Origin of the sequence: Tautonia plasticadhaerens (assembly GCF_007752535.1) — a bacterium.
In the GTDB taxonomy this organism is placed as follows: domain Bacteria; phylum Planctomycetota; class Planctomycetia; order Isosphaerales; family Isosphaeraceae; genus Tautonia; species Tautonia plasticadhaerens.
On sequence record NZ_CP036426.1, the window covers coordinates 7671439 to 7693376 of the forward strand.

At 71.9% G+C, this 21938-nt stretch carries 21 protein-coding genes; 8 read left to right on the plus strand and 13 right to left on the minus strand.

What is annotated here, in order from left to right; genetic code table 11:
• Positions 1-88: 88 nt before the first annotated feature.
• The gene (locus ElP_RS30540; RefSeq protein WP_145276698.1) at positions 89-406 is read right to left on the minus strand and encodes a hypothetical protein; all 318 of its coding nucleotides are present in this window, start codon (positions 404-406) and stop codon (positions 89-91) included.
• 531 nt (positions 407-937) lie between these two features.
• Positions 938-1738, minus strand: coding sequence for a glucosamine-6-phosphate deaminase (locus ElP_RS30545; RefSeq protein WP_145276700.1), 801 nt, complete (start codon positions 1736-1738; stop codon positions 938-940).
• A gap of 190 nt (positions 1739-1928) precedes the next feature.
• On the opposite strand from ElP_RS30545, the gene ElP_RS30550 reads away from it, so the two are divergent.
• Positions 1929-2207 (plus strand): hypothetical protein, encoded by a 279-nt coding sequence (locus ElP_RS30550; protein ID WP_145276702.1) that lies wholly within the window; start codon positions 1929-1931, stop codon positions 2205-2207.
• 54 nt (positions 2208-2261) lie between these two features.
• Here ElP_RS30550 and ElP_RS30555 read toward each other — a convergent pair whose 3' ends face one another.
• Positions 2262-3212 (minus strand): PIG-L deacetylase family protein, encoded by a 951-nt coding sequence (locus tag ElP_RS30555; RefSeq protein ID WP_145276704.1) that lies wholly within the window; start codon positions 3210-3212, stop codon positions 2262-2264.
• 327 nt (positions 3213-3539) lie between these two features.
• Here ElP_RS30555 and ElP_RS30560 point away from each other — a divergent pair, with 327 nt between their 5' ends.
• Positions 3540-4106, plus strand: a complete 567-nt coding sequence (locus tag ElP_RS30560) for a Uma2 family endonuclease (RefSeq protein WP_197446500.1) — start codon at positions 3540-3542, stop codon at positions 4104-4106.
• Positions 4107-4117: 11 nt separating this feature from the next.
• On the opposite strand, the gene ElP_RS30565 is transcribed toward ElP_RS30560, so the two are convergent.
• Positions 4118-4783, minus strand: a complete 666-nt coding sequence (locus tag ElP_RS30565; protein WP_145276708.1) for a lysophospholipid acyltransferase family protein — start codon at positions 4781-4783, stop codon at positions 4118-4120.
• A gap of 476 nt (positions 4784-5259) precedes the next feature.
• Positions 5260-6447, minus strand: a complete 1188-nt coding sequence (locus ElP_RS30570) for a hypothetical protein (protein WP_145276710.1) — start codon at positions 6445-6447, stop codon at positions 5260-5262.
• Between the two features lie 386 nt (positions 6448-6833).
• Here ElP_RS30570 and ElP_RS38910 point away from each other — a divergent pair, with 386 nt between their 5' ends.
• On the plus strand, positions 6834-6995 hold the full coding sequence (locus ElP_RS38910) for a hypothetical protein (protein ID WP_197446501.1): 162 nt from the start codon (positions 6834-6836) through the stop codon (positions 6993-6995).
• Between the two features lie 54 nt (positions 6996-7049).
• Here the strand turns inward: ElP_RS38910 and ElP_RS30580 are convergent, their stop codons facing one another.
• The 7 genes from ElP_RS30580 to ElP_RS30610 all read right to left on the minus strand — a co-directional run bounded on the left by ElP_RS30580 (position 7050) and on the right by ElP_RS30610 (position 13995).
• Complete coding sequence (locus ElP_RS30580) at positions 7050-7676, minus strand: hypothetical protein (RefSeq protein ID WP_145276714.1); 627 nt, start codon at positions 7674-7676, stop codon at positions 7050-7052.
• A gap of 306 nt (positions 7677-7982) precedes the next feature.
• Positions 7983-9674: a GIY-YIG nuclease family protein gene (locus ElP_RS30585; RefSeq protein WP_197446502.1), complete on the minus strand. Its 1692-nt coding sequence runs from the start codon at positions 9672-9674 to the stop codon at positions 7983-7985.
• Between the two features lie 335 nt (positions 9675-10009).
• Positions 10010-10639: a tRNA (guanosine(46)-N7)-methyltransferase TrmB gene (gene trmB / locus ElP_RS30590; protein ID WP_145276718.1), complete on the minus strand. Its 630-nt coding sequence runs from the start codon at positions 10637-10639 to the stop codon at positions 10010-10012.
• Positions 10640-10759: 120 nt separating this feature from the next.
• A complete protein-coding gene (locus tag ElP_RS30595; protein WP_145276720.1) occupies positions 10760-11158 on the minus strand; it encodes a hypothetical protein in 399 nt (132 codons plus the stop codon).
• Between the two features lie 67 nt (positions 11159-11225).
• The gene (locus ElP_RS30600) at positions 11226-11906 is read right to left on the minus strand and encodes an ISAs1 family transposase (RefSeq protein WP_145276724.1); all 681 of its coding nucleotides are present in this window, start codon (positions 11904-11906) and stop codon (positions 11226-11228) included.
• A 112-nt stretch (positions 11907-12018) separates the two neighbouring features.
• Positions 12019-13305: a 3-dehydroquinate synthase gene (locus tag ElP_RS30605; protein ID WP_145276726.1), complete on the minus strand. Its 1287-nt coding sequence runs from the start codon at positions 13303-13305 to the stop codon at positions 12019-12021.
• 216 nt (positions 13306-13521) lie between these two features.
• Complete coding sequence (locus tag ElP_RS30610; RefSeq protein ID WP_145276728.1) at positions 13522-13995, minus strand: TIGR03067 domain-containing protein; 474 nt, start codon at positions 13993-13995, stop codon at positions 13522-13524.
• 192 nt (positions 13996-14187) lie between these two features.
• On the opposite strand from ElP_RS30610, the gene ElP_RS30615 reads away from it, so the two are divergent.
• Entirely contained in the window at positions 14188-14958 is a 771-nt protein-coding gene (locus ElP_RS30615) for a DUF4058 family protein (RefSeq protein ID WP_197446503.1), read from the plus strand.
• Between the two features lie 31 nt (positions 14959-14989).
• Here the strand turns inward: ElP_RS30615 and ElP_RS30620 are convergent, their stop codons facing one another.
• Entirely contained in the window at positions 14990-15853 is an 864-nt protein-coding gene (locus ElP_RS30620) for a fumarylacetoacetate hydrolase family protein (RefSeq protein WP_145276732.1), read from the minus strand.
• 266 nt (positions 15854-16119) lie between these two features.
• Between ElP_RS30620 and kdsA the strand changes: the two genes are divergently transcribed.
• The 4 genes from kdsA to ElP_RS30640 all read left to right on the plus strand — a co-directional run bounded on the left by kdsA (position 16120) and on the right by ElP_RS30640 (position 21761).
• On the plus strand, positions 16120-16992 hold the full coding sequence (gene kdsA / locus ElP_RS30625) for a 3-deoxy-8-phosphooctulonate synthase (protein WP_145276734.1): 873 nt from the start codon (positions 16120-16122) through the stop codon (positions 16990-16992).
• 202 nt (positions 16993-17194) lie between these two features.
• Positions 17195-19072 (plus strand): hypothetical protein, encoded by a 1878-nt coding sequence (locus ElP_RS30630; RefSeq protein ID WP_145276736.1) that lies wholly within the window; start codon positions 17195-17197, stop codon positions 19070-19072.
• A gap of 1020 nt (positions 19073-20092) precedes the next feature.
• Positions 20093-20347: an ATP-binding protein gene (locus tag ElP_RS40135; RefSeq protein ID WP_231749878.1), complete on the plus strand. Its 255-nt coding sequence runs from the start codon at positions 20093-20095 to the stop codon at positions 20345-20347.
• A gap of 172 nt (positions 20348-20519) precedes the next feature.
• Positions 20520-21761 carry a hypothetical protein gene (locus ElP_RS30640; RefSeq protein WP_145276738.1) on the plus strand — a complete coding sequence of 414 codons (1242 nt, stop codon included), beginning with the start codon at positions 20520-20522 and terminating at the stop codon, positions 21759-21761.
• Positions 21762-21938: the final 177 nt, after the last annotated feature.

Here is a 21938-nt window from a genome sequence, read left to right on the forward strand (position 1 = left end):
GCCCCCCCCTTCCCGGGGACCTTCGGGGGCGTCGCCGGGTCTCCCCGCAACGTCCCCCACGGTCCCCGGCCCGCCAAGATCGCCCCGATCAGCCGAGCATCGCATCCGGCTCCTGGATCAGGATCGGCGCCTGCTCGTCGGACAGCTCGAACGGCGGGTGGCCCATGCCGTCCTCGTTGGTCGACGTGATGGTCATGGTCAAGCTATTGAGCTGCATCGGCTGCGGCCAGGAGACGGCAACCGGCGGGATCGGGGCCGCCGTCGCGATCGCGTCCAGGCCGAGGGAGGCGGTCGAGGGCAGGTCACGGCCCTCCAGGAGGTCGACGCCGGGGCGGGCCGCCCGTGGGCGCCGGGCGGACCCGGGCGTGCCCATCGATCCCATAAGCGCGAACATGCGATTCAACATTTTTTATCTCCGCGCTTGCATTCCCTGGAGACGCGTCGAGCCGCCCCATCCCTTGCTCGCGGCCACCGGTCCCGTCGGCCGCTCACCCTCTCTATCGCGGCCACCGCCCGGCGTTGCGCGACCCCTCGATTTTCCCCGGATCCGCCTTCGCCCCGGAGAGCCAACCGGGATCGCCCGGCTCGGTGACCGTCGGGTGGCCGGGGCCTCGCCGGCGAGGCCCCGGCCACGCCGGCGACCCGAACGCACGTCTTCCAGGCGATGCGGCATCACGCGTCCGCCCTCTCGGGCGCAGGGCGATTCGACGCGCCGCCGGGGACCTCCGGGTTGCGGACCGATCGGCGCGACGATGGGGAGATCGGCGCCGGGCCGCGGCGGGGTGCGGTGGGGGGGAGTCCGGCTCGGCCGGGCCGGTCGCCTGGGCAGCGGGCCGTCGGGGGGGCCGGCGGCGGTCCGGCCGGGCGGGGGAGACGGGAGCCCGGGGAGGGGCCGATGACGGGCGGCCGGGATCGGAGAAGGGCCGGGCGGTCGGCCTCAGCGGAGGTCGGAGGCGGCCTCGGGGTCGAGCAGCCAGGTGACCCGGTCGCCGGCCGATCGGAGCAGCGAGCCGGGGACCTCGGCGGTGATCGGCCCGGAGAGGGACCGGGCCACGGCCTCGGCCTTGTTCAAGCCGAAGGCGAGGACGAGGATCGACCGCGCGGCCAGGATCGAGGCCGTGCCCATCGTCAGCGCCCTGCGGGGGACGTGCTCCTCGCCGCCGAAGTCCTTCGCCGCGTCGGCGATGGTCGTCGGGTGCAGGGAGACGGGCCGGGTGGGCAAATCGAGGGCGCGGTCGACGGCCATCCCGTCGGGCTCGTTGAAGCCGACGTGGCCGTTGCGGCCGAGGCCGAGCAGTTGCAGGTCCAGGCCCCCTTCGGCGGCGATCCAGCGGTCGTACGCCTCGCCGTAGGCCTCCAGGGCCGACTCGGGCACGGTGCCGTCGGGCAGGTGGGCCCGGTTCGGCGCCAGGTCGACCTTCGAGAACAGGTGCCGGTGCATGTAGGACCGGTAGCTCCGCGGGTCGAGGGGGGACATGGGGTAGTATTCGTCGAGGTTGAAGCTGGTCACCCCGGCGAGGGAGAGGCCGTCGGCCTCGTGCAGCCCGACCAGCCGTTCGTAGACCGGGATCGGCGTTCCGCCGGTCGCCAGGCCGAGCACGGCCTTGCCCCGGGCGTCGGTCGCCGCTCGGATCGTCGCCGCGATCCGATCGGCCGCGGCCAGGCAGGCGAGGGAGCGGTCGTCGAAGATCAGGACCGGGGCGCCGTGGGATTCGAGGGTGCGGGCGGGGTCGGGCATCGTTCTCGGTCGGGTTGGTGGGATGCGTGGCCGGACGGTCCGGGCCCGGCGGTCGGGTGGGGAGGCTCCAGCATACGGCAGCGATCACCGGGGAGGGAACCCCGCCCCGGGGTCCTATGCGGCGGCGGATCTCGCCCGTAGAATGGAGCCAGGCCGGGCCGGGCCATTGAACCTGATCGAGGCACCGCCGATGGCGCGATTGCGGATCCGCTATCCCCTGCCGGGCGACCCGCCCGGGCACTGGAGCGGCGAGCTGAGGCGGGAGGACGAGGTCCCCGAGCTCGGCCAGGACATCGAGCTCACCGCCGGGGAGGGCCCCCGCCGGGGCCGGGTGGTGGCCATGCTCTTCAAGGCCACCCTGGCGATCGCCGGGATCGACGCCGACATCTTCGTGACCGGCTCCGGCCCCGACTCGCCGCCGCCGGCCCTCTTCTGCCGGGCCGACGATCCGCAGTCCCCCGCACCTTGAGCGCCGGGGGCGGGATGGCCCCGGCCCGGACGGGTGGGCCGGGCCGGGCCGGGCTCAGGCCGTCGCCGGGAGGACCTCCCGGACGCTCTCCGGGTCGAGGTGGCCGCCGAGGATGCCGAGGGCGACCTGGATGGGGTCGCTGGCCATCAGGTCCGCCCGCGAGGGGTCGAAGGCCTCGATCCGGAACAGCTCGACGCCGGCGGCGTGCTCGTCGGCCCGGGGGGAGCGGCCGCCGGCGATCCGGTGGCCCTCGGACCACTCCCGGGTCAGGGCGGCGTAGGCGCGGCCGAGGTGGTTGCAGAACTCGGTGTAATCGGTCAGCTTCACCTGGGAGGCGTGGCAGTTGATCGCCCACTCCTTGGTGCGCTCAGCCTGCTCGTCGTAGGTGAAGAAGGCGTTGGGTTGGGGGAGCGGGCCCCAGGGGGTCCAGCCGCTGAGGACCAGCGCGTCGGACAGCCCGGCGCCGATCAGGCCGATGGCGGCGAAGCACCGGGTCATCCGGTGGGCCATGTGGGCGTCGGTGGCCGGGGGGATGATCAGGGCCCCCGGCTTGCGCTGGTCGAACCAGCCGACGATCTTGTCGAGGTCGGCGGCGGTGGGGCGGTAGCCGGGGGACCGGTAGGCGTCCAGGTCCCAGCAGACGGGCTCGGCGCCGAGCACGTCGCACTCCAGGCGGAACTCCTTCTCGCGGACCGTGACCTTCTTCTGGTTGTTCAGCCAGGGGGCGTCGACGTTGCGCTCCCCGGCGAAGACCAGGACCTCGATGACCGGGAGGCCGCGTTCGACGGCGAACTCGTGGAGCAGGCAGGCGGCGGTGATGGCCCCGTCGTCGGGGTGCGGGCACATCATCACCAGCGGGCGGTCGGACTTGACCACGCGCCGGAGCGGCTCCCGGAGGTCGACGAGCTGGCCGTGCGCCCCGCTGGCGAGGACGATGCGGAGCAGGTCCTCGTAGACGGGCTTCCAGCGGGTGCAGTTGTCGGACAGGTGGGGATCGGGTTGCATGGTCCTGCCAGGACTCCGGCGCGGCGTCTCGGTCGCCTCGGGGGTGGGAGAGGGGGGGGGGTCCGTCGTCGAGCGTCGGCCGGCCGTCGAGGGCGTCAGGTCCGATCGGTCCGGCCACCCGGCTTCGATGAATTGTTCATGAGCAAGGGGATGCGACGGCCCGCGCCTCCGCCGACACTCCTCCATTGTGGGATCCACTCGCCGGCGAGTCAACGCGCGATCCCGCATGGGACGCGGGCCGACGCTCCCCCGGGGGCCGTCGTTCTGGTAGGGTGGATGAGGACCGTCGGCCCTCCCGTCCTCGACGCCCTCCCGGGAGCCCCCGCCATGTCGACCGCCTCGCCGATCGCCGCCGATCTCCGGCCCGACGACCCCGAGCCCTTCACCGAGGTCGTCGACGGCCAACTCGTGGAGCTGCCCCCCATGGGGACCGAATCCGTCTGGGTCGTGTCTCGGATCCAGTTCCGAATCGCCGCATTCGCCGACGAGCAGACTCCCGGCTCGGTCGTGAGCGAGATGCTCTTCACGCTGCGGAAATCCCCCCTGCTCCGCCGCCGCCCCGACGTCGCCTTCGTCTCGGCCGGGCGATGGCCGCTCGACCGGCCGATCCCCCGGGACAACGGCTGGGAGGTGGTGCCCGACCTCGCCGTCGAGGTCGTCAGCCCGACCGACCCGATCGAGGACGTGATGGACCGGGTCCTCGACTTCCTGGCCGCCGGGTCGACCCGGGTCTGGCTCGTCCTGCCGAAGCCCCGGCAGGTCTACGTCTACGACAGCCCGACGTCGATCCGGGTGCTCGGGCTCGACGACGAGCTGGACGCCGAGCCGGTCTTGCCGGGGTTCCGGTGCCCGGTCGCCTCGATCTTCCCGCCGATGGCGGGGCCCCCGGCCTGAAGCGGGCCGGATCAGAGGTGCTCGACCCAGGCCTCGGCCTCGTCGGTGGCCCGGTTCATCCGCAGTTCGACTTCCCGGCGGTAGTGCTCGATGCCCTCGCGGTCGACGTCGGCGGGGACGGCCACCGGGGGGGGGACGACGCAGCAGGCCGGGCGTCCCGGGCCGGGGACGGCGAAGCGGTCCCAGCTCTTCGCCCGCCAGGGGCGGCGGAAGGCCATCCCGGCGCCGACGATCGGCCAGCCGGTTTTGGCCGAGAGGTAGATCATCCCCTGGTGGACGTGCCGGCGGGGCCCCCGGGGGCCGTCGGGGGTGACGCAGAGGTGGCCCCGGTCGATCCGGGCGATCATCTCCTTCAGCGCCCGGGCCCCCCCCCGGGTGGTCGACCCCCGGACGACGCCGAAGCCCAGTTTCTTGACGACCCGCGTGATGTACTCGCCGTCCCGGTGGTCGCTGATGAGGATCTGCATCTCCGGCCAGGCCCAGTAGTAGGCCGGGAAGAGCATGACCTCGTGGAAGAAGGCGTAGATGTAGCGGGTGCCCAGCCGCCGGGCGACCTCCGGGTTGGCCATCGGGTCCTCGTACCGGAAGTGGAACCGGTTCGAGCCGACCAGGCGACGGATCGCCCACGCCCCGGCGCTGCCGACCGCCGAGAACAGCAAGGGATGCTGGATCTTCATGGCCTCGGCCTCCGTGCCCCCCCGATCGTCCGGACCCCGGGCGAGGGAGCCTACCCGACCGGGCGATTCCGGGCCAGATCACTCGGGATGGGGGTCTCATCTCGGGTCGACTCGATGCGAGGTCGTCGGGGTCCCGGGGTGGCCGGGCTCGGGCCGACCCCGGCCACCCCAGGGGCCGGCGTTCCCCTCAAGTCGTCTCCAGGACCGGGTCTCCGGGGGATTGGCTTCGATTCGAAACCCTCGCCGGGCCGGGTCCGTCGGGCCGGTCGGCCGGGGGTCGAGTGGGGTCGATCGGAGCCCATCGGGGGCCGCCCGGCGGGCCCGGGGGAGGGCCCGGGGACGCCCGGCGCGGAGGATCCCCGAGGACGGGCCCGGAGGGGACCTGTCGGGGCGATCGGGTCGGGGCGGGATCGGGTGCGGCTCGGGGCGGATCGATCGGGGAGGCGGCCGATCGCCGAGGGCTCCGGGGCGGGCCCTCAGGAGCGTCGGGCGGCGGCGGCCAGGGCACGCCGGGCCCGCCGGTTGTTCGGCGTCGAGCGATCCCGGAGGCGGTCGGCGATCGAGGCCGGGGCCGTCGTCGGGAGCGTCGGGGACGCGACCCGGACCCGGCCCGGCTCCGAGACCATCGGCGCCGGGCTCGGGCTCGGGCTCGGCGTCCGGTTCGGGTTGGGGCTGGGGTTCGGGCTGGGATTCGGGCTCGGGGTCGGGTCGGGAGAGGTGGACGCGGGGGCCGATCGGGGCTCGGGGATGACGGTCGCCGGTGTCGGCCGGGGCCACCGGGCCGTTCGGTCGGGGCGGGGGCCGGGGGGGCCATCGGGGGTCGGCCTCGTGGAGGCGGGGGCCGACGGGGACGGGGCCCGGGCGGCCTCGGCCTGGAGCCGTCGCAGCTCGTCGCGGTTGCGGGCGACCTGGCGGCGGGCGTCGGCCGCGTAGCGTTCCAGCAGGCGGACCTCGGGCGACCGATCGGGGTCGAGCCCGGCCTCGGCGGCCTCGCGGTGGCGGGCGTCCCGGGCGTCGAGGTAGCCCTCCAGCCGGGCCTTGAGCGCCTCGACGCCGTCTCGGGCCAGCTCCAGGCCGGGCCCGGCGGTGCCGTCGGCCGGGTCCAGGTCCCAGGGGCCCGAGTGCCGACGGCCCTCGACCGGCACGCCCAGCAGGTCCAGGGCGAGGAACCAGACCTCCGGCGTCCACCCGTCGAGCCGGGCCACCTCGGCGGCCACGTCCCCCCAGCGCTCGACCAGCCAGAGGACGCCGTGCCTCGACTGCAAGAGCTTCGGCTGGATGACCTCCGGGGCGTCGGCCAGCCTGGCGGCCAGGGCGGCGACCTCGGCCGACCGGTCGTCGTCCCAGCTCTCGGCGGCCCGCTCGGCCGCCTCGGCCCGGGCGGCGAGGATGCGACACCTGCAGGCGTCGAGCCGGACCGACTCGGCGCAGAACTGCTCGAAATGCCACTGCTGGGCCTCCCCGACCGGCCGATACGCCCCCTTCCAGGCGGCCATCCGATCGGCGATGGCCTTCGCCATCAACGCCGGTGGCGTGCTCGGCAGCCGGGACAGCCCGTGCGAGGTGGCGTTGCGGGAGGCCCGCTGCTTCCCCCCCGCCGACCGGGGCCCGGTGGACTTGAGGCTGTTGATCCGGTTGGCGATCGTCTGCTTCAGGCTGGCCATGGTGCGGGTCCAGGATGGGGGCTCGGGGTTCGGCCTGGGGATCGGCGCGCCAGGCACACGAGCCCCATACCCTTAACCATCGAGGAAATCGCCGGCCGTAGTCACTTTTCCCGGACAATCGGCGCAGGCCGAGAGACGCGACCTCGCCGGTCGGTGTCGTGTCGTCCGGTGGCATTGGGACCTTTCCCCGCGGATCGGGGCATCCCCAGGCGGGGTTGCCGGGGGTGCGGCGGCCGTGGACCTGGGGCGAGCGCCGGGCGATGATACAGCCGATCACGGCCGAATCCGTCGAATCATCGAGGATCCGGCCGCTCACCCAAGATCGATCCGAGGTGATCGAATCCCCTCAGACACTCCAGGCAACCAGGAGACCCGGGAGGTAATCGATGTTCGAGCCCGTCATCGCGGTGGCCATCATCCTCGCGGTCGTTTCGCTGTGGAGCGTCTCGCAATCGCTCGAACGGATCGCGAAGGATCTCCGGATCATCGCGGGCCGCGACGACTCGAAGCCACAGGCCGAGGATCCGGAAGAACTCGCCGACGCCTGACCTCGCGCCCAGCAGGCCCGGCCCGCCGCAGCGACGGTGGCGGGCGACCCGGGATCAGGCCCGTCGCCCCGCCCTTCGGGAGAGCCGGCCCGCCGCCAGGACGGCCGGCAGGGCGAGCAGCGCGAGGCTCGACGGCTCGGGGATGGCGGTCGAGGCGGTGAAGGTCGCCGGCCCTTCCAGCGAGGACACGGTGATCGGGCCGAGCGTCGTCGCGATCCCGTTGAAGGCGGCGAACAGGATCGGGGCCGGGTCGACCACCGGCCCGAACGGGCCCGTGAGGTCGAAGGAGGAGAAGCCCGGATCCTCGACATCGATGAGGTCGGAGATCGTCGACAGGTCGGGCACCCGACCGAGGGAGAACCCGGCCCCCTGCCTGGTCTGGTTGACGAAGACGAGCATCTCCTCGTCGATCGTGCCGGAGCCCACGCCCTCGATCGAGATGGAGGCGACGAGGGCCTGCACGGCGAAGACGACGTCGTCCCCGTTCGGGCCCACCCCGTCGATCCGGGTCACGTCGTCGGCGTCCGCGAGGACCTCGATCACGAAGCTCGAGTCGTCGAACGGGTTGCCGGCGACGGAGCCGCTGGCGAGGCCCGAGATCGAATACGTGACGGTCGCCGAAACCGCCGAGTCCGAGACGAACAGCGTCAGCGCCAGGGCGATCGGGAGCGATCGGGCCATGATCCTGTCCTCCTGGGAGTCGGGCACTCCGCCCGCAAACGCCCCGGCACGGCCGGGTCGCCCCGACACCCTAATGGGCCCGACCGCCTTGGGCAACCAGCAATGGCACCGACGTTGTCGTCATGCAACGCCCCGCGGGTGGCCCGGACACCGTCCGCGGTGTCCGGGTCGCGAAGCGACACGAGGCGGTCGGAGGGGTCGGCCCGGAGGACGCCCCTCGCTCGTCCACGGCCCTCTTGCGGCTGCGCCGCCCGGTACCGGGGACGGTGTCGGGGCCACCCGCGAAGATCGGATGTTCCTTGGATATCAGGGTAGAGCTTCTACCTCCCCTTCTTCCTCGATGATGCTGTCATCTTCCTCCTCATCCCCGAGGACAGCACTCTGCTCCAGTGCCGCCTGCTCTTCAAGCCATTTACTCCTGAGCTGGGGATCATCTCGCATGGCGTTTTCGAGTGTGAGTGTCTCCTTGTACTCCCTAGCCTCCGCTGTCAATGTCCACCTCGCTTGGAGGCCCATCTCGTCGAGAGCTGCTTTGATGGCGTGAATCCCGACTCGGAAGAACTCCTTCCGCCGATTAACTTTGTTAACCTGCATCGGGAGAAACTTCCTGTGGAGCGAAGCCTCAAGGGCTGGGGCATCCTCCGAATAGATCATCGCATGGACATCGAAACCGAATGGGACAGAGGCGTTGCCGAGTTCTCGGACCCGGTCCATGGGCTCCAGTCTCCGGGTGAGCCCGATCTTGAAGACGTCGCCTCCAAACGATCCAGGATTCGATATTATGTACACATGCCCACATTTTGTCTGCTGAGCCATGGATACGGCCCTTCTATTCTTCTCTTCCGCATCCGCGAGCTTCGCGCTTAGTTCATTGAGTCGAGCCTCGTACACTCCCTTCTCTTCAATGGTCGCATGCTCGAATTCGAGTCTGGCCTGCTCCAGTGCCCTTGATAGAAGCTCCTCGTCCCGACGTGCCTGCTTGAGTGCCCGTTCGAGTTCCTTCCTCGCCTTCTCCTCCTCGCGAACCTGCTCCCTGATGGCCCGCTGCTCCTCGCGTTGCTTGTCCTTTAATCGCTGGATGGCTACGGCCCACTTGTATTCGTCGAGCCTGGATTCGAGGAACTCCCCGTGGATTCTCGCCCCCTTGAACACGTTTCCATTATGGTTTACCAGCGAGAACACATCTTTAATTTCCTGGATCTGCTTCCCTTGGTTGGAAGGCTTGACCCGTGACAGGATGGAGTCAACCTTGCCGTTGAAGGCGCTGAGGACGAAGTTGATCGCGTAGTCTCGCTTCCACCCCGGCGGATAGTTGCAATCGGCGGCCTCGCCGCTCTCCTCCATGATCCTGGTGCGTTGCCTGGCCAGTTTCAAGCGCTCGCCGGCTTTGTGGAATCCGAATTCATCAGCGAGTTCGTCAAGAAGATGGGAAGCCGGTACCGCATACGTGCCCAGATAGCCGTCCACCGTATTCTTGTATGCTTGTACCGTATCCGCATAATGGTCATGAAGCCGAAGTGACTCATATGCTTTGTCGGCAATCGCCTCAGCCCGCTTATCAGCCATCATCCTGATCTCGGCCGCATAATCTACGGCCAAAGCCAACGTCTCCTCGACCTTTCGGGTCTTCTCCTTGGCCTCCTTCCTCGCCTCGCGGGTGATTTCCTTTGCCTTGGATTCGGCTTCTTCGAGGAGTGCTGCGGATTGGGCCTTTGTGACTCGGAGAGACTCTTTGGCGCCAGCCGCCATTCCCTCCGCCTCGCGGGTTAGCTCTTGCATCCGAGTCGCCGCACGTTCTTCCGCTCCGGCGATCAGTTGGTCGGCCCGAACTTGGGCAGCTTTCATCTTAGCTTCGGCACGAGCTTTCAACTGCTTACATTTTTTAATTATATTTGGTATATTTCTTATCCGATCTAGCTCTGTCAGTTCCTGTCGCATTGCCTCCTGTTCTTTATTGAGGCGTGCGATCATAGTCTCGAGGTCTTGCTTCTTTAGCATTCCATAGAGACCGAACGCGATCGAAGCGAGAGAAACCAACCCAAGAAGTGCGTACAACATAATTGTTACCCCTCTTTGCAATGACGTCGAGCACTCCAGTGCAATTTCAAACTAGCCCATGCATCCAGACAACAAATCGGCAGGGTGGCACTGGCGAGGAGTCTTGATCTGGGTGCCACTGGCTCCTTCAGTGCCGAGTGGACGCAGACACTGGCGGAGCCAGTGGCACCCTGTGTGGGTGGCACTTGTCGGTGGCCGACTCTGGGGGCATGCCACCAATGGCACCCTCCACGCGTGTGAGTCGTTCGCGCGATCCGGGATGAGTGACCCCCGATTCAGGGCTCCAGGACGCGGTAGCGCTCGCCGAAGAAGGGGCGGCCCTCGATGCGGAACTTGTTGGCGAAGTTGGTCTGGAGTTGCCAGGCGTCGCCGGATTCGACGCGGGACTCGTCGATGGGCTCGAAGGCGGGGTGGGGGGTCAGCAGGTCGAGGATCTCGCGGAAGTACTCCTCCACGTCGGTCATCACCCGCAGCTCGCCGCCGAGCTTGACGACCTTCGAGGCGCGGTCGACGAACCGGGCGTTGACGACCCGGCGCTTGCGGTGCCGCTTCTTCCACCAGGGGTCGGGGAAGTAGACGTGCAGGATCTCGACCGAGCGGTCGGGCACGAAGTCGTCGAGGAACTTCTGGGCGTCGCCGGCCACGACCCGGACGTTGTCGAGCCCCGCCTTGACGGCCCTCGCCGCCGAGATGATCGCGTATTTCTTCGCCAGCTCGACGCCGACGAAGTTGGTCCCCGGCTGCTCGGCCCCGGCGTGGGCGAGGAAGACGCCCTTGCCGGGGCCGACCTCCAGCTCGACGGGGCGGTCGTCGCCGAAGAACTCGGGCCAGCGCAGCGGGGGGGTCAGGTCGTCCAGCAGGGAGAACGTCCCCGTCGTGTCGACGAGGGATCGGCGTCGGGGCATGGCGGGGGGGACCGTCGGGCCTGGTTCGGTTGGCGGAGGGGGGTGGAAGAAACCCCGATCGTACCGCAATCCGGCCCGGGCTTCCACGCGACCGGCGCCCCCGGCAGGGCCGTTTCATTCTCATCTTGGAGTTGACAGGAGTTCGATTGCCTCCTCGGGGTGACAGACGTAATGCCTCGTCGCGGCGGCCGCGTTCCGATGGCCCGACCGGCCCAGGCAGAAGATGATCACGTTGCGCGGGATCGCCATGACTTGGGCCGAGCCGCCCCTGCGGATCCGGCTGGCGTCCTCGCGGGACGTCCCGTCGCGGACGCCGTGCAGCCCGTTCTCGATCCCCCGGTGGGCCCGCGTCAGCCGGAGCAGTTCCGCCGCGTCGGCCCGCTCGGGGCCCAGGCTGGTGATCCCCAGGACCACCTCGGCCTCGACCTTCCCGCCCACCTTGCGGACCCGTCTCAGCCGGAAGACCCGCACGCGGCCCGGCCAGTCCGAGCCGAGGTACTCCCCGAGCGCGGCGGTCACCTCGATCGACCGCTCCTCGATCCGCCCATGCCCCTTGTCGATCTGGCGGGCCCGCTCGAATCCGGCCTCACGACGGGCGGCCTGCCGGGGGGGAAAGCCCGGGCGGGGGCCCGGCGAAGGCGGCCTCGATGGCGCGGGCCAGCGTCGGCTGGTTCTCCTTGACCGGCAGGACGTAGTCGCCGCCCCGCGCCACGATCGCCTGACAGACGTCGCGGCGCGTGAACATCGCGTCGGCGGTGACGACCGTGCCGGACAGCGGCAGCACCCCCAGCAGCTCCAGGGCGGCCTTGTGCTCGTTGGTCTTGGCGTCGACCCGCAACCGGGCCAGCACCGCCCGGGCCCGCGGGGCGTAGGCGGCGACCAGGTGGGCCCCGGGGGCCGCCCCGTCGCGGCTGCCCCGGGCGGCCTTGCCGTCCAGGGCGATGTGCTCGGCCGCCTCGTCGGGCCCCAGCCGGCCGCGGATCCAGCCGGCGACCCGGGCCTCGAAGTCGGCCGCGTCGATGCGGCGGAAGACGCGCGAGTAGGTGGCCTTGCAGAGGCCCTTGCGGGTGGTGAAGCCGAGCTGCTGCAGGAAGTCCCAGCCGCGTTGCTTGCCGTGCTGGACGATGGCCTCGTAGCCGGCCATGCCGGCGAGCATGGCGACGACGGCCAGGGCGAGCAGGGCGGGCAGCGGATGACGCGTGCCCCGGCGCCGACGCGGATCAGGGATGTCCTGAAGGAGTTCCATCAGCGGGGGCTGGGCTTCCATGCCTGGGTCCTGATGAGGCGGCCTCCCGATGTCATCGGCCACACCGGATGGATATAACCCCGGCCGGTCATTGACGCTAGTCCAGAAGGAAACCGCCCTGGCGCCCCCGGGCTCAGCGGCCCGACCAGAGCACCGACCCGGGGCGGTCGAGCCCGAGCCGGGCCTCCTCCGAGGGCCGGGCGCAGCCGCCGGGGTGCGGCGGGGGGTCGAGGCGGGGGACCCGGGGGGTGCCGAGCCGTCGGGCCAGGGTGCGGACCCGGGCGATCGCCCGGGTCATGGCCTCGTAGTCGACCTCGTGGACCTCGACCGGCCGGCCGACGGCGGGGACCATCGTCAGGGTGAGCCGGCCGCCGAGGTGCTGCCGGAACTCCTCCAGGCCGAGGAAGAGGTGGTCGGTGTCGTCCAGCGAAGGGTCGTCCAGCGGCAGGTTCAGGTCGGCCAGGCAGCGGACGACCCGGTCGGCGACGCCCGGATCGAGGCCGAGCACGAGGGAGGAATAGACGGTGTCGATGGCCACGCCGATGGCGACGGCCTCGCCGTGCCGCAGGGCGAAGCCGCTGAGCGGCTCCAGCTTGTGGGCCGACCAGTGGCCGAAGTCCAGGGGGCGGGCCTCCAGGGCCTCGAAGGGGTCGCCGCCCCGGGTGATGTGGTCCAGGTGCATCCGGACCGAGTCCCGGATGACGGGGCGGACGGCCTCGGGGTCGCGCCGGGCGATCCGGCGGGCGGTGCGGGCGATCCGGTCGAAGGCGATCGGGTCCTTCAGGAGCGAGACCTTGACCGCCTCGGAGAAGCCGGAGACGTAGTCGCGGTCGGGCAGGGTCTCGAGCAGGGCCTCGTCGTTGACCACCGCCCAGGGGACGGCGAAGGCGCCGAGCCAGTTCTTCTTGCCGAAGAGGTTGACCGCGTTCTTGACCCCGACCCCGGAGTCGGCCTGGGCCAGCGTGGTCGTCGGCAGCCGGACGAGGCGGATGCCCCGGTGGGCGATCGCCGCCGCGAAGCCGACGGCGTCCAGCACCGCCCCCCCGCCGACGACGACGACGTAGCTGCGGCGGTCGAGGTCGGCCTCGTTGAAGGACCGCAGCATCCCCTCCAGGCCCTGGGTGTCGTTCTTGATCGCCTCGCCGCCGGGGACGACGACCGGGTCGCCGACGGGCCGGATCCGGCCGGAGAGGCGCTCGGTGAACGCCCGGAGGTCGGCGAGCAGGCCGGGGCGGGCGTCGAGGACGTGGCCGTCGACCCAGAACTGGACCCGGGCCGGGCGGTCCCCGGAGGGTTCGAGCAGCTCGGCCAGCGTCTCGGAGTCGGCCCCCAGCACGTCCCGGGTGAAGCGGAGGCGATGGACGAAGGGGGCCGAGAACGGCTGGTCGAGCCGATCGAGGGGGTCGGACGGGTTCGTCATCGCTCGGCGCACTCCTGCGACCCGGCCGGGGGCCCCGAGGGGGGTCGGGGCGGGCCGAGGCTCGGCGAAGTCATCGGGGGGACCGGGTTCGGACGGATCGGCGAGGGGCCGACCGCTCCCGGCCGCGAAGGGGGGGCGGCCGGGTTGAACATTCGAACTTCATTGTCCCGCCCGATCGCCCGGTGGGCAAGGCCCCGACCCCGGCAAGAGGGGAGGTCAGGGGGAGTCGCCCGGCGGGGGGGCGTCCGCCGGATCGAGGCGCCGGAAGGTCATCAGCGTGGTGCCGCTGCCGGGCCCGGCCTCGAAGGAGGTCGGCCGGGGACGGCCGGCGTCGGCGGTGCAGAGGACGAGCAGGTCGTCCTCGAAGGCGTAGATTCCCAGGACCTTTTCCCCCCGGTTCGGCCCCCCTTCGGGGATCAGGTCGATGGCCTTCGGGTCGGCGTCAGGGTCGAGCTCGAACCGGGTGGCGGCGAACGGTTCCCCCGATCGCTCCCAGACGACCCGATCCCCCTCCACCACCCGGGTGATCTCCTTCATCGCGTCGACCGGGCCTTCCTCGCCGTCCCGGATCGACCGGACGACGGCCCAGGTGCCCTGATGGCGTCGGAGATCGTCCGGGCGACCGGGGGCGCCGTCGTCCGGCCCCGGTGAGGCGAGCAGGATCGGGAGCAGGGCGGCGAGGCCGATCATGGGGATCGCTCCGGGGGCACACGGGCGGTTCTCGGTCCGAGGTGCCAGGATATCAGGCCCGCCGCCCGATCGGCAAAGCCCGATCGCGGTCGTCGAGGGGCAGGATCGACGCGACCTGGGCCGGCCGAAGCGATAGGATGGGGGGGAGGAATGTCGGCCCGATCGGGGTGCCTTGACTGGGGGTTCGAAGCGATGCCCGGACCGTTCCCCGGAGTTGATCCGTACCTGGAGGCGCAGGGCTACTGGCCCGAGTTCCACCTGAAATTCCTGAACTACTGGCAGGAGGCCCTCGCCAATCGTTTGCCCGACGAATACGAAGTACGGGTCGAGGAGCGGGTCAAACTCGTCGACGTCGAGACGGACAAGAACTACTTGATCCGGCCGGACATCGCCGTCACGCACGCGACACGAAGACCGGAAGGAGCCGCATCGGGAGTCGCGACGCTCGACCCGGAGACGATCCCGACGGTGATCCTGGACGAAGACCGGGAGGTCTTCCTGAAGATCCTCCACCGACCCGATCGGAAGCTCGTCGCGGTGCTGGAGCTGCTCTCCCCGGCGAACAAGGTCGAGCCGGATCGTCGCGACTACCTGACGAGGCGGAACGCCGTGCTCCGCCAGCAGGTCCACCTCGTCGAGCTAGATCTGCTGGTCGGCGGCCAGCGGATCCCGATGGGGCGCCCGTTGCCGCCGGGGGACTTCTTCGCGATCGTCGCCCGGTGGGAGCAGCGGCCGGACTGCCAGGTCTACGCCTGGACCCTGCGCCACCGCCTGCCGATGCTGCCGATCCCCCTGAGGGCGCCGGACCCGGACATCGCCGTCGACCTGGCCGAGGTGTACGAGACCGCCTTCGATCGGGGTCGGTATGTCCGGTCGGTCGACTACCGGGCCCCGCTGGATCTGCCCCTGCACCCCGAAGACCGCGCGTGGGCCGAGCAGGAAGCGAGGGCCCCCCGGGGTTGATCGGGGGGCCCGGGCCGATCGATCGGGCGAGTCAGGGCCGGGCCTCGATCGGGTTCGAGAGGGTGCCGAGGCCGTCGATCTCGACCTCGACGACGTCCCCGGGCTTGAGCCAGACGGGGGGCTTGCGGGCCATGCCGACGCCGGGCGGGGTGCCGGTGAAGACCAGGTCGCCGGGCTCCAGGGTCATGATCTGGGAGAGGTAGGCGATCGTCTCGGGCACCCGGAAGATGAGCTGCGAGGTGCTGGAATCCTGCATCAGGCGGCCGTTGAGGCGGAGCCGGATGCCCAGGGCGTGGGGGTCGGGGACCTCGTCGGCGGTGACGAGGGAGGGCCCGACGGGGGCGAAGGTGTCGAAGGTCTTGCCGGCCATCCACTGGCCCCCGGGCTTGCCCAGCTGCCAGTCCCGGGCCGAGACGTCGTGGCCGACCGCGTAGCCGGCGACGTGGTCCATCGCCCGGTCCCGGGGGATGTCCCGGCCGGGCAGGCCGATGACGAAGACGAGCTCGGCCTCGAAGTCGACCTCATGGCAGATCTTCGGCAGCAGGATCGGCGCCTTGTGGCCGGTCAGGGCGGTGGGGTACTTGCTGAAGAGGATCGGCTCCTCGGGGATCTTGGCGCCGGTCTCGATGGCGTGGTCCCGGTAGTTCAGGCCCAGGCAGATGATCTTCCTCGGGTCGGGGACCGGGGCGAGCAGCCGGCTCGACGCCGGGTCGTAGGACGTCGGGGCCCGGTCCAGGGCCGATCGGGCCCGGGAGAGCCGATCGGGCCCCAGGGCGATCAGCTCCCGGACGGAGTTCGGGAGGGTCGGGTCGGCGGCGTTGAGGTCGACGAGTCGGCCGGCGTGCTCGGCGCAGGCCCTCGGGCCCCGATCGGTGGCGACGGTCAGCAGGCGCATCGTCGGGTCGTCCTCCCTCGGGTGGGGTCGACTCGGTCGGTGCGGGCCCGGCGCCCGTCCCCGGCGGTCGATCGTGTACCCTACACCGATCCGGGGGCCGGGGCCAGTGGTCGTCGGGGGCCGGGCCGGACCCCGACCCGGGAACCGGACCGGACCGGACCGGGCTGGCCGGCGGGCCGGGGGCTGGTAAGATCCCCCGGGAGGGGTGGCCCGGCCGGTCGGATCCGGCAGCTCCCGCCCCCCCGAGCCGATCGAGGACGACCGCCGTGCCCAGCCCCCCGAACCCCGTGAGCCTCGGCCCGAAGACCCGGATCGGCCGGGGGGGGCCGCTGGCCCTGATCGCCGGGCCCTGCGTGATCGAGCCGGGGGACCTGACCGACCGGATCGCCGACCGCCTCGCCGAGCTGGGTGAGGAGCTGGGGATCCCGGTCGTCTTCAAGGCCTCGTTCGACAAGGCCAACCGCACGTCGAAGTCGAGCTTCCGGGGGCCGGGGGTCGAGGAGGGGCTGCGGACCTTCGAGCGGATCAGGGCCAGGACCGGGCTGCCGGTGACGACCGACGTCCACGAGTCGATCCAGTGCGAGGCCGTCGCCGGGGTGGTGGACCTGCTCCAGATCCCGGCCTTCCTCGCCCGGCAGACCGACCTGCTGGAGGCCGCCGCCGCCACCGGGAGGCCGGTGAACGTGAAGAAGGGGCAGTTCATGGCCCCCTGGGACATGGGGCACGTCGTCTCCAAGCTCTCCGGGGCGGGGGCCGTCGGCATCCTGCTCACCGAGCGGGGGACGACCTTCGGCTACGGCCGGCTGGTCAACGACTTCCGGGCCATCCCGGTCATGCAAGGCACGGGCGTCCCGGTGGTGTTCGACGCCACGCATTCGGTCCAGCTCCCGAGCGCCGGCCAGGGGGTGACGGCCGGGGAGCGGGAGATGATCCCCTACCTGGCGAGGGCCGCGGTGGCCGCCGGGGTCGACGCGCTGTTCCTGGAGGTCCACCCGAGGCCCGAGGAGGCCCTCTCCGACGGCCCGAACGCCCTGAGGCTGGACGACCTGCCGGCGTTGCTGCGGACCTGCCTGCGGATCCGGTCGGCGATCGAGGAGGGGGCGGCGCCCGAACCATCGGGCGGCCCGGGGCGTAGCTGAGGAGATCGGGGCCGAGTCCCGGCGCCCCCGGCTCGCCGAGGGGCCCGGGATCGGTCACAATAGGTCGATCGATCCCGCCCCCTCTGCCGGACCGGGCCACCGGGACGGCCCGAGCGGGGCCGTCTCCCCCCAAGGCCCCCCTTGCGGCGCGATGCGGCGCGACGCAACGCATCGACGACGACGCACCCGGAGAGCGACCCCCGTGCGAAGGCGAAGGCGAACACCTCGATGGCTCGGCCCGGTCGGCCTGGCCTCGGCCCTCGGCATCCTGGCCCTCGGCTGCGGCGGGGGGGACGACGACCGGCCCCCCGGCCCCGCGGCCGGGGGCGCATTCGCCCCGAAGGCCGCCCCCGGGGAGGCCGGCGACGCCCCCGAGGGCGGGGCCGCCGCCAGGGACCCCTTCCGGGGCGTGGCGATGGACCCGGAGATGCGGGAGGCCCTGCTCCGCAACGTCGTCAGCCTGCTGGAGCGCGCCCCGCTGACCCCGGGCGGCCAGAACATCCGGATCGCCACCGACAACCTCAACCAGTACTTCAAGGGCACCCCCGACGAGGCGTTCCGGCTCTCCCCCGAGTCGGGGTCGTACCTCACGGAAGAGATGGCCAAGTCCCCCTTCAAGGTGGAGGACTTCGAGGCCCGGGCCTTCGAGCTGAAGGACGCCCGGCACATCGAGGACTGCCTGCTCTACCACAACATCGCCTCCCGGGTGGCCGGCCCGGGCACGACGCTCGACCGCGTCCGACGGCTCTTCGACTGGACCGTCCGGCACGTCCAGCTCGTCCCCCCCGACGCGCCGATCCCGGAGATCCTCGCGGGCCAGGGGATCCGGCCCGCGCCGACCCGGCCCTACGACGTGATCGTCCGGGGCTTCGCCTCCGAGATCCCCGGCAACGCCTGGGCCGAGCGCTCGTGGGTCTTCCTCGCCCTCTGCCGCCAGATCGGCGTCGACGCGGCGATGATCGGCTACACGACCGAGGTCGAGGTCGAGGTCGAAGCCGAAGCTGCAGCCGAGGGGGGCGGGGACGAGGCGGGAGAACAGGAGACGAAGGTCGAGGTCCAGGAGCGGCCGTATTACTGGGCCTGCGCCGCCCTGGTCGACGGGGTGCCCTACCTGTTCGACGCCCGGCTCGGCATGGAGATCCCCGCCCCCGATGGCGGCGGGGTCGCCACCCTCGAGCAGGCGGCGACCGACCCGGGCGTGCTCGACCGCCTGGACCTGCCCGACCCGCCGATCCCGTATGAGACCGAGGCCGCCGACCTGGGCCGGGTCCGGGTCTTCCTCGACTCCAGCCGGGGCTACTTCGCCCCCAAGATGGGGCTGCTGCAGGCCGACCTGGCGGGGGCCAACCGGATGGTCCTGCACCGGGATCCGGCCGAGCAGCGCGAGGCCTGGGCCTCGGCCCTGGGGGGCCGGCTGGAGGCGGTGGAACTCTGGGAGCTGCCGCTGACCGTCGAGTTCCGCCTGTTCACCGACCCCGCCTACGTCCGGGCGGTCCAGTTCGTCAACCTCTACTTCGACCCCCAGTTCCCCCTGCTCGGCGCCCGGCTCCGGCAGCTCCGGGGCGACCTGGCCGACGCCAAGCAGGAGCTGACCCGGGCCCGGTTCCGGCGGAACGTCCCCCAGGCCGCCGAGGGGCAGATCGACCCCCGGGCGATCCGGGAGATCCAGGAGTCGCTCGACCTCTTCGCGACCTACTACCTCGGCCTGGCCCAGATCGACGACGAGATGCCCGACCAGGCGATCGACCTCTTCGAACAATCGCTGAGGCTCCCCCCGCAGGATCCGGCGATCGTCCGGGGGCGGCCGGCCACGTTGCTCCGGCTCGGGGCCGAGGCCAACCTCGGCATGCTCTACGACGCGAAGGAGGAGATCGGCCGGGCCACCTACCATTATTCCCAGAGCAACACCACCCCCCAGTCGCACGGCAACCTGCTCCGGGCCAACGCCCTGGTCTTCGAGGACCCCTTCGGCCCCCCCCCTCCCCCCCCCGGCCCGGCCGAGGCCGAATCGGAGGGCGAGGAGGCCCCGGAGGAGTCCCCCGGCCCGGACTCCGAGCCCGAGGCCGACGAGGCCGCCTGAGTCGGACCCGGTCGAGGGACCGGCCGGGCATGCCCTCGGATGTTGGCGACGATCCGATCGGCGGACGTCCGGCCGATCCGACCCTCGCCCCCGTCTTCGGGGGAGAGGGTGGCCGGAGGCCGGGTGAGGGGGAATCAGACGATTCGAGCGGCTTGAGGTCGAAGGCCAGTCCCCCTCACCCCGGCCCTCTCCCCGCGAGCGGGGAGAGGGGGGGAAGATTCCGACCCTCGCCCCCGTCCGCGGGGGAGAGGGTGGGCGAAGCCCGGGTGAGGGGGGATCGGGCGATCCGACCCGCCGGTCGTCGGTTGGGCCTGGTCTCCTCCCGAAGGCCCACCAACCGGCTCCCTCCGGGACGCCCTCCGACCGACCTCCCCCGCCCTTCTCGCTGGACGACCGCCCCATCCCCTGCCGATAGAACAATCGGCATCAGCCTATTCGGGGGCAACCGGCCAGGCCAGGAGGGCGACTCGCCATGCCGTCGCACGCGAATCGGTCCGAGGGGCCTTCCCAGGAGCTGGCGAGCCTGAGGGCGGAGGTCGAGGCCCTCCGCCGGCAGGTGGTGGAGCTGCAGCGGGTCAGCGCCCTGGGGGTGCTCGCCGGCAGCGTCTGCCACGAGCTGAACAACGCGCTGATGCCGGTGCTCAATTACGCCAAGCTGGGGATGCGGAGCAAGGACCCCGAGTACCGCGAGAAGGCATTCGGGAAGATCCTCGACGGCGCCCAGCGGGCCACCGCCATCGCCGGGGGGATCCTCGGCCTGGCCCGGCCCCGGGCCGACCGAAAGGCGAGCACCGACCTCGTCCGGCTGACCGAGGAGGTGCTGCTGCTCGTCGCCAAGGACTTGCAGAAGCACCGGATCGCCCTGGACTACCGGGCCGAGGGGCGTCCCCACGCGAAGACCAACCCGGCCCAGATCCAGCAGGTCCTGCTGAACCTGGTCATCAACGCCCGACAGGCGATGCCCGGGGGGGGGAGCTGCGGATCCGGGTCGGCGCCGACGCCACCGGCCGGAAGGCCGAGCTGTCGGTGTCGGACACCGGGGTCGGGATCGCCCCGACGGACCTCCGGCGCATCTTCGAGCCCTTCTTCACCACCAAGACCGGCCCCGACGCCACCGGCCTGGGCGGCACCGGCCTGGGGCTCCCCGTCTGCCGGGAGATCGTCGAGGCCCACCACGGCCGGCTCCGGGCCGAGAGCCGCCCGGGCAAGGGGACGAGCTTCACCCTCATCCTCCCCACCTGCCCCGAGCCCGCCTCCCGGCAGGGGGCCGCCTGAGCCACCGGGCGGCCGGGCCGATCGGGCCGGAGGCCGGGGGACGGCCGTCGGGGGTCCCGGTGACTCGCCGGCCCCCCCGGGACCGCGTGGCCGGGCAGGGCCCGATCTCCGGGCCCTTCCGGGCGATCGGCCGTCGAATCCGAGGGGAATCCCCGATCCGAGAGGACGAGCGATGAGCCGGACCGAAGGCCATTCCCGGGCCCAGCCGACGCACCACCATCCCGCGTTCCTGCTGACGCTGATCGTCGTCGGCTCGGGCTGCTTCTTCCTCGGCAGCACCCTGCAAGGTCGGGGAGGCGGGCCGTCGGACGACCGGGCCGCCTCCCCCTGCTGCGGCCACCATCACCCGGAGCCGGCGGAGCCCCCCGCGCCTCCCCCCCCTCCGGGCCGGGACCCGGACGGGCCCGGGCTCCCCATCCGCCTGACGTTCGAGTTCCCCAACGGGATCCTCCCCGGCGTGATGCCGGCCCTCGCCGAATCGGCAGGCTCGACGACGGCCGGTCCGGACCCGGGCCCGGGCCCCGAGTCGAGGCAAGGCTCCCCGGCGCGGCCGGATCCGACCATGCCCCCTCCGGCGATCCACCCCTCGGTCCTGTCCTCGGCCGCGCCAATTCCCGGGGAGACGGGCTCGCCCCCCCCCGACCCCGGACCGACCGAGGAGGATGCCCCGGCCTCTCCCCCGATCGACGACGTCTCACCGTCCCGGCTCCCCGGCCCTCCCGAGGAGGACGACCGGGGATTGGAGCCGACGTCAAACGCTCCGGAGCAAGGCCCTGTGCCGGTGCCGGCGGAGCCGCCCGGATCGGCGACCGGTCGGCTGCCCGACCCGGTTTCGGGAGAGGACCGGCCGTCTCCTGCCGAGCATTTGGACGGATCGGTGCCGGGCCTCGGCGACCGGGCCCCGGCACCTCCGCGGACGCCGGGCTCGGACCGGGCATCCCCGGCCGATCCCGCCCCCCGGGAGTCCCCGGCGCGATCGATCGCCCCGCCGGCCGATCCTCGACGAGCCGGACTGCCCCGGCCCCCGGGAGTCCCCGGCCCTCCCCCCCCGGTGCGGTCGACGCCGGCGACGCCCGCCCCGACGCCCGGGAGGCTGCTCCCGCCCGGCGGGCACGTCATCGGCGAGGGGGGGGCGCCGACGACCCCGTCCCGGATCCCGGCCGCCCGCCTGGACGGGGCGATCGGCGACGCGATGTCCCGGCTCGCCGACGACCTGATCCGTCCCTACGGCTCCCCTCCCCCGGTCTCCCCCGAGGTGCGCGCCGAAGACGCCCTAGGGACCCCCTCGGCGGCCAACCGGCCGGGGAGCCCTCGGGCCCCGGGCCTGATCCGGGAATGGTCGAAGGACCGGGATCCCCGCATCGGCGGCGTCGGGGACGGCGAGGTGTCCCGGGCGGGGCGGTGGTTCCCCTGATCGGCCCGATCGTGCTCGACGAGCCCACCGGCCCGTCCCAGGTCCCCGAGTCAGTCTCGATCATCCCTCATCTGCAGAGTTGCCTGGATCATAAACCCCGGGTGGCCGGGGTCTCGTCCGCGAGACCCCGGTTGACGAGGCCGCCGGGCCGGGGTCTCGCGGACGAGACCCCGGCCA

Bases quoted from the DNA above. Each gene is read 5' to 3' on its own strand.
- ElP_RS30550 (WP_145276702.1), top strand. From the start codon at position 1,929: ATGGCGCGATTGCGGATCCGCTATCCCCTGCCGGGCGACCCGCCCGGG.
- ElP_RS30615 (WP_197446503.1), top strand. From the start codon at position 14,188: ATGCCCGGACCGTTCCCCGGAGTTGATCCGTACCTGGAGGCGCAGGGC.
- ElP_RS30600 (WP_145276724.1), bottom strand. From the start codon at position 11,906: ATGGAAGCCCAGCCCCCGCTGATGGAACTCCTTCAGGACATCCCTGAT.
- ElP_RS30620 (WP_145276732.1), bottom strand. From the start codon at position 15,853: ATGCGCCTGCTGACCGTCGCCACCGATCGGGGCCCGAGGGCCTGCGCC.
- trmB (WP_145276718.1), bottom strand. From the start codon at position 10,639: ATGCCCCGACGCCGATCCCTCGTCGACACGACGGGGACGTTCTCCCTG.
- ElP_RS30540 (WP_145276698.1), bottom strand. From the start codon at position 406: ATGTTGAATCGCATGTTCGCGCTTATGGGATCGATGGGCACGCCCGGG.
- ElP_RS38910 (WP_197446501.1), top strand. From the start codon at position 6,834: ATGTTCGAGCCCGTCATCGCGGTGGCCATCATCCTCGCGGTCGTTTCG.
- ElP_RS30560 (WP_197446500.1), top strand. From the start codon at position 3,540: ATGTCGACCGCCTCGCCGATCGCCGCCGATCTCCGGCCCGACGACCCC.
- ElP_RS30605 (WP_145276726.1), bottom strand. From the start codon at position 13,305: ATGACGAACCCGTCCGACCCCCTCGATCGGCTCGACCAGCCGTTCTCG.
- ElP_RS30640 (WP_145276738.1), top strand. From the start codon at position 20,520: ATGAGCCGGACCGAAGGCCATTCCCGGGCCCAGCCGACGCACCACCAT.
- ElP_RS30580 (WP_145276714.1), bottom strand. From the start codon at position 7,676: ATGGCCCGATCGCTCCCGATCGCCCTGGCGCTGACGCTGTTCGTCTCG.
- ElP_RS30545 (WP_145276700.1), bottom strand. From the start codon at position 1,738: ATGCCCGACCCCGCCCGCACCCTCGAATCCCACGGCGCCCCGGTCCTG.
- ElP_RS30585 (WP_197446502.1), bottom strand. From the start codon at position 9,674: ATGCTAAAGAAGCAAGACCTCGAGACTATGATCGCACGCCTCAATAAA.
- ElP_RS30565 (WP_145276708.1), bottom strand. From the start codon at position 4,783: ATGAAGATCCAGCATCCCTTGCTGTTCTCGGCGGTCGGCAGCGCCGGG.
- ElP_RS30610 (WP_145276728.1), bottom strand. From the start codon at position 13,995: ATGATCGGCCTCGCCGCCCTGCTCCCGATCCTGCTCGCCTCACCGGGG.
- ElP_RS30570 (WP_145276710.1), bottom strand. From the start codon at position 6,447: ATGGCCAGCCTGAAGCAGACGATCGCCAACCGGATCAACAGCCTCAAG.
- ElP_RS30555 (WP_145276704.1), bottom strand. From the start codon at position 3,212: ATGCAACCCGATCCCCACCTGTCCGACAACTGCACCCGCTGGAAGCCC.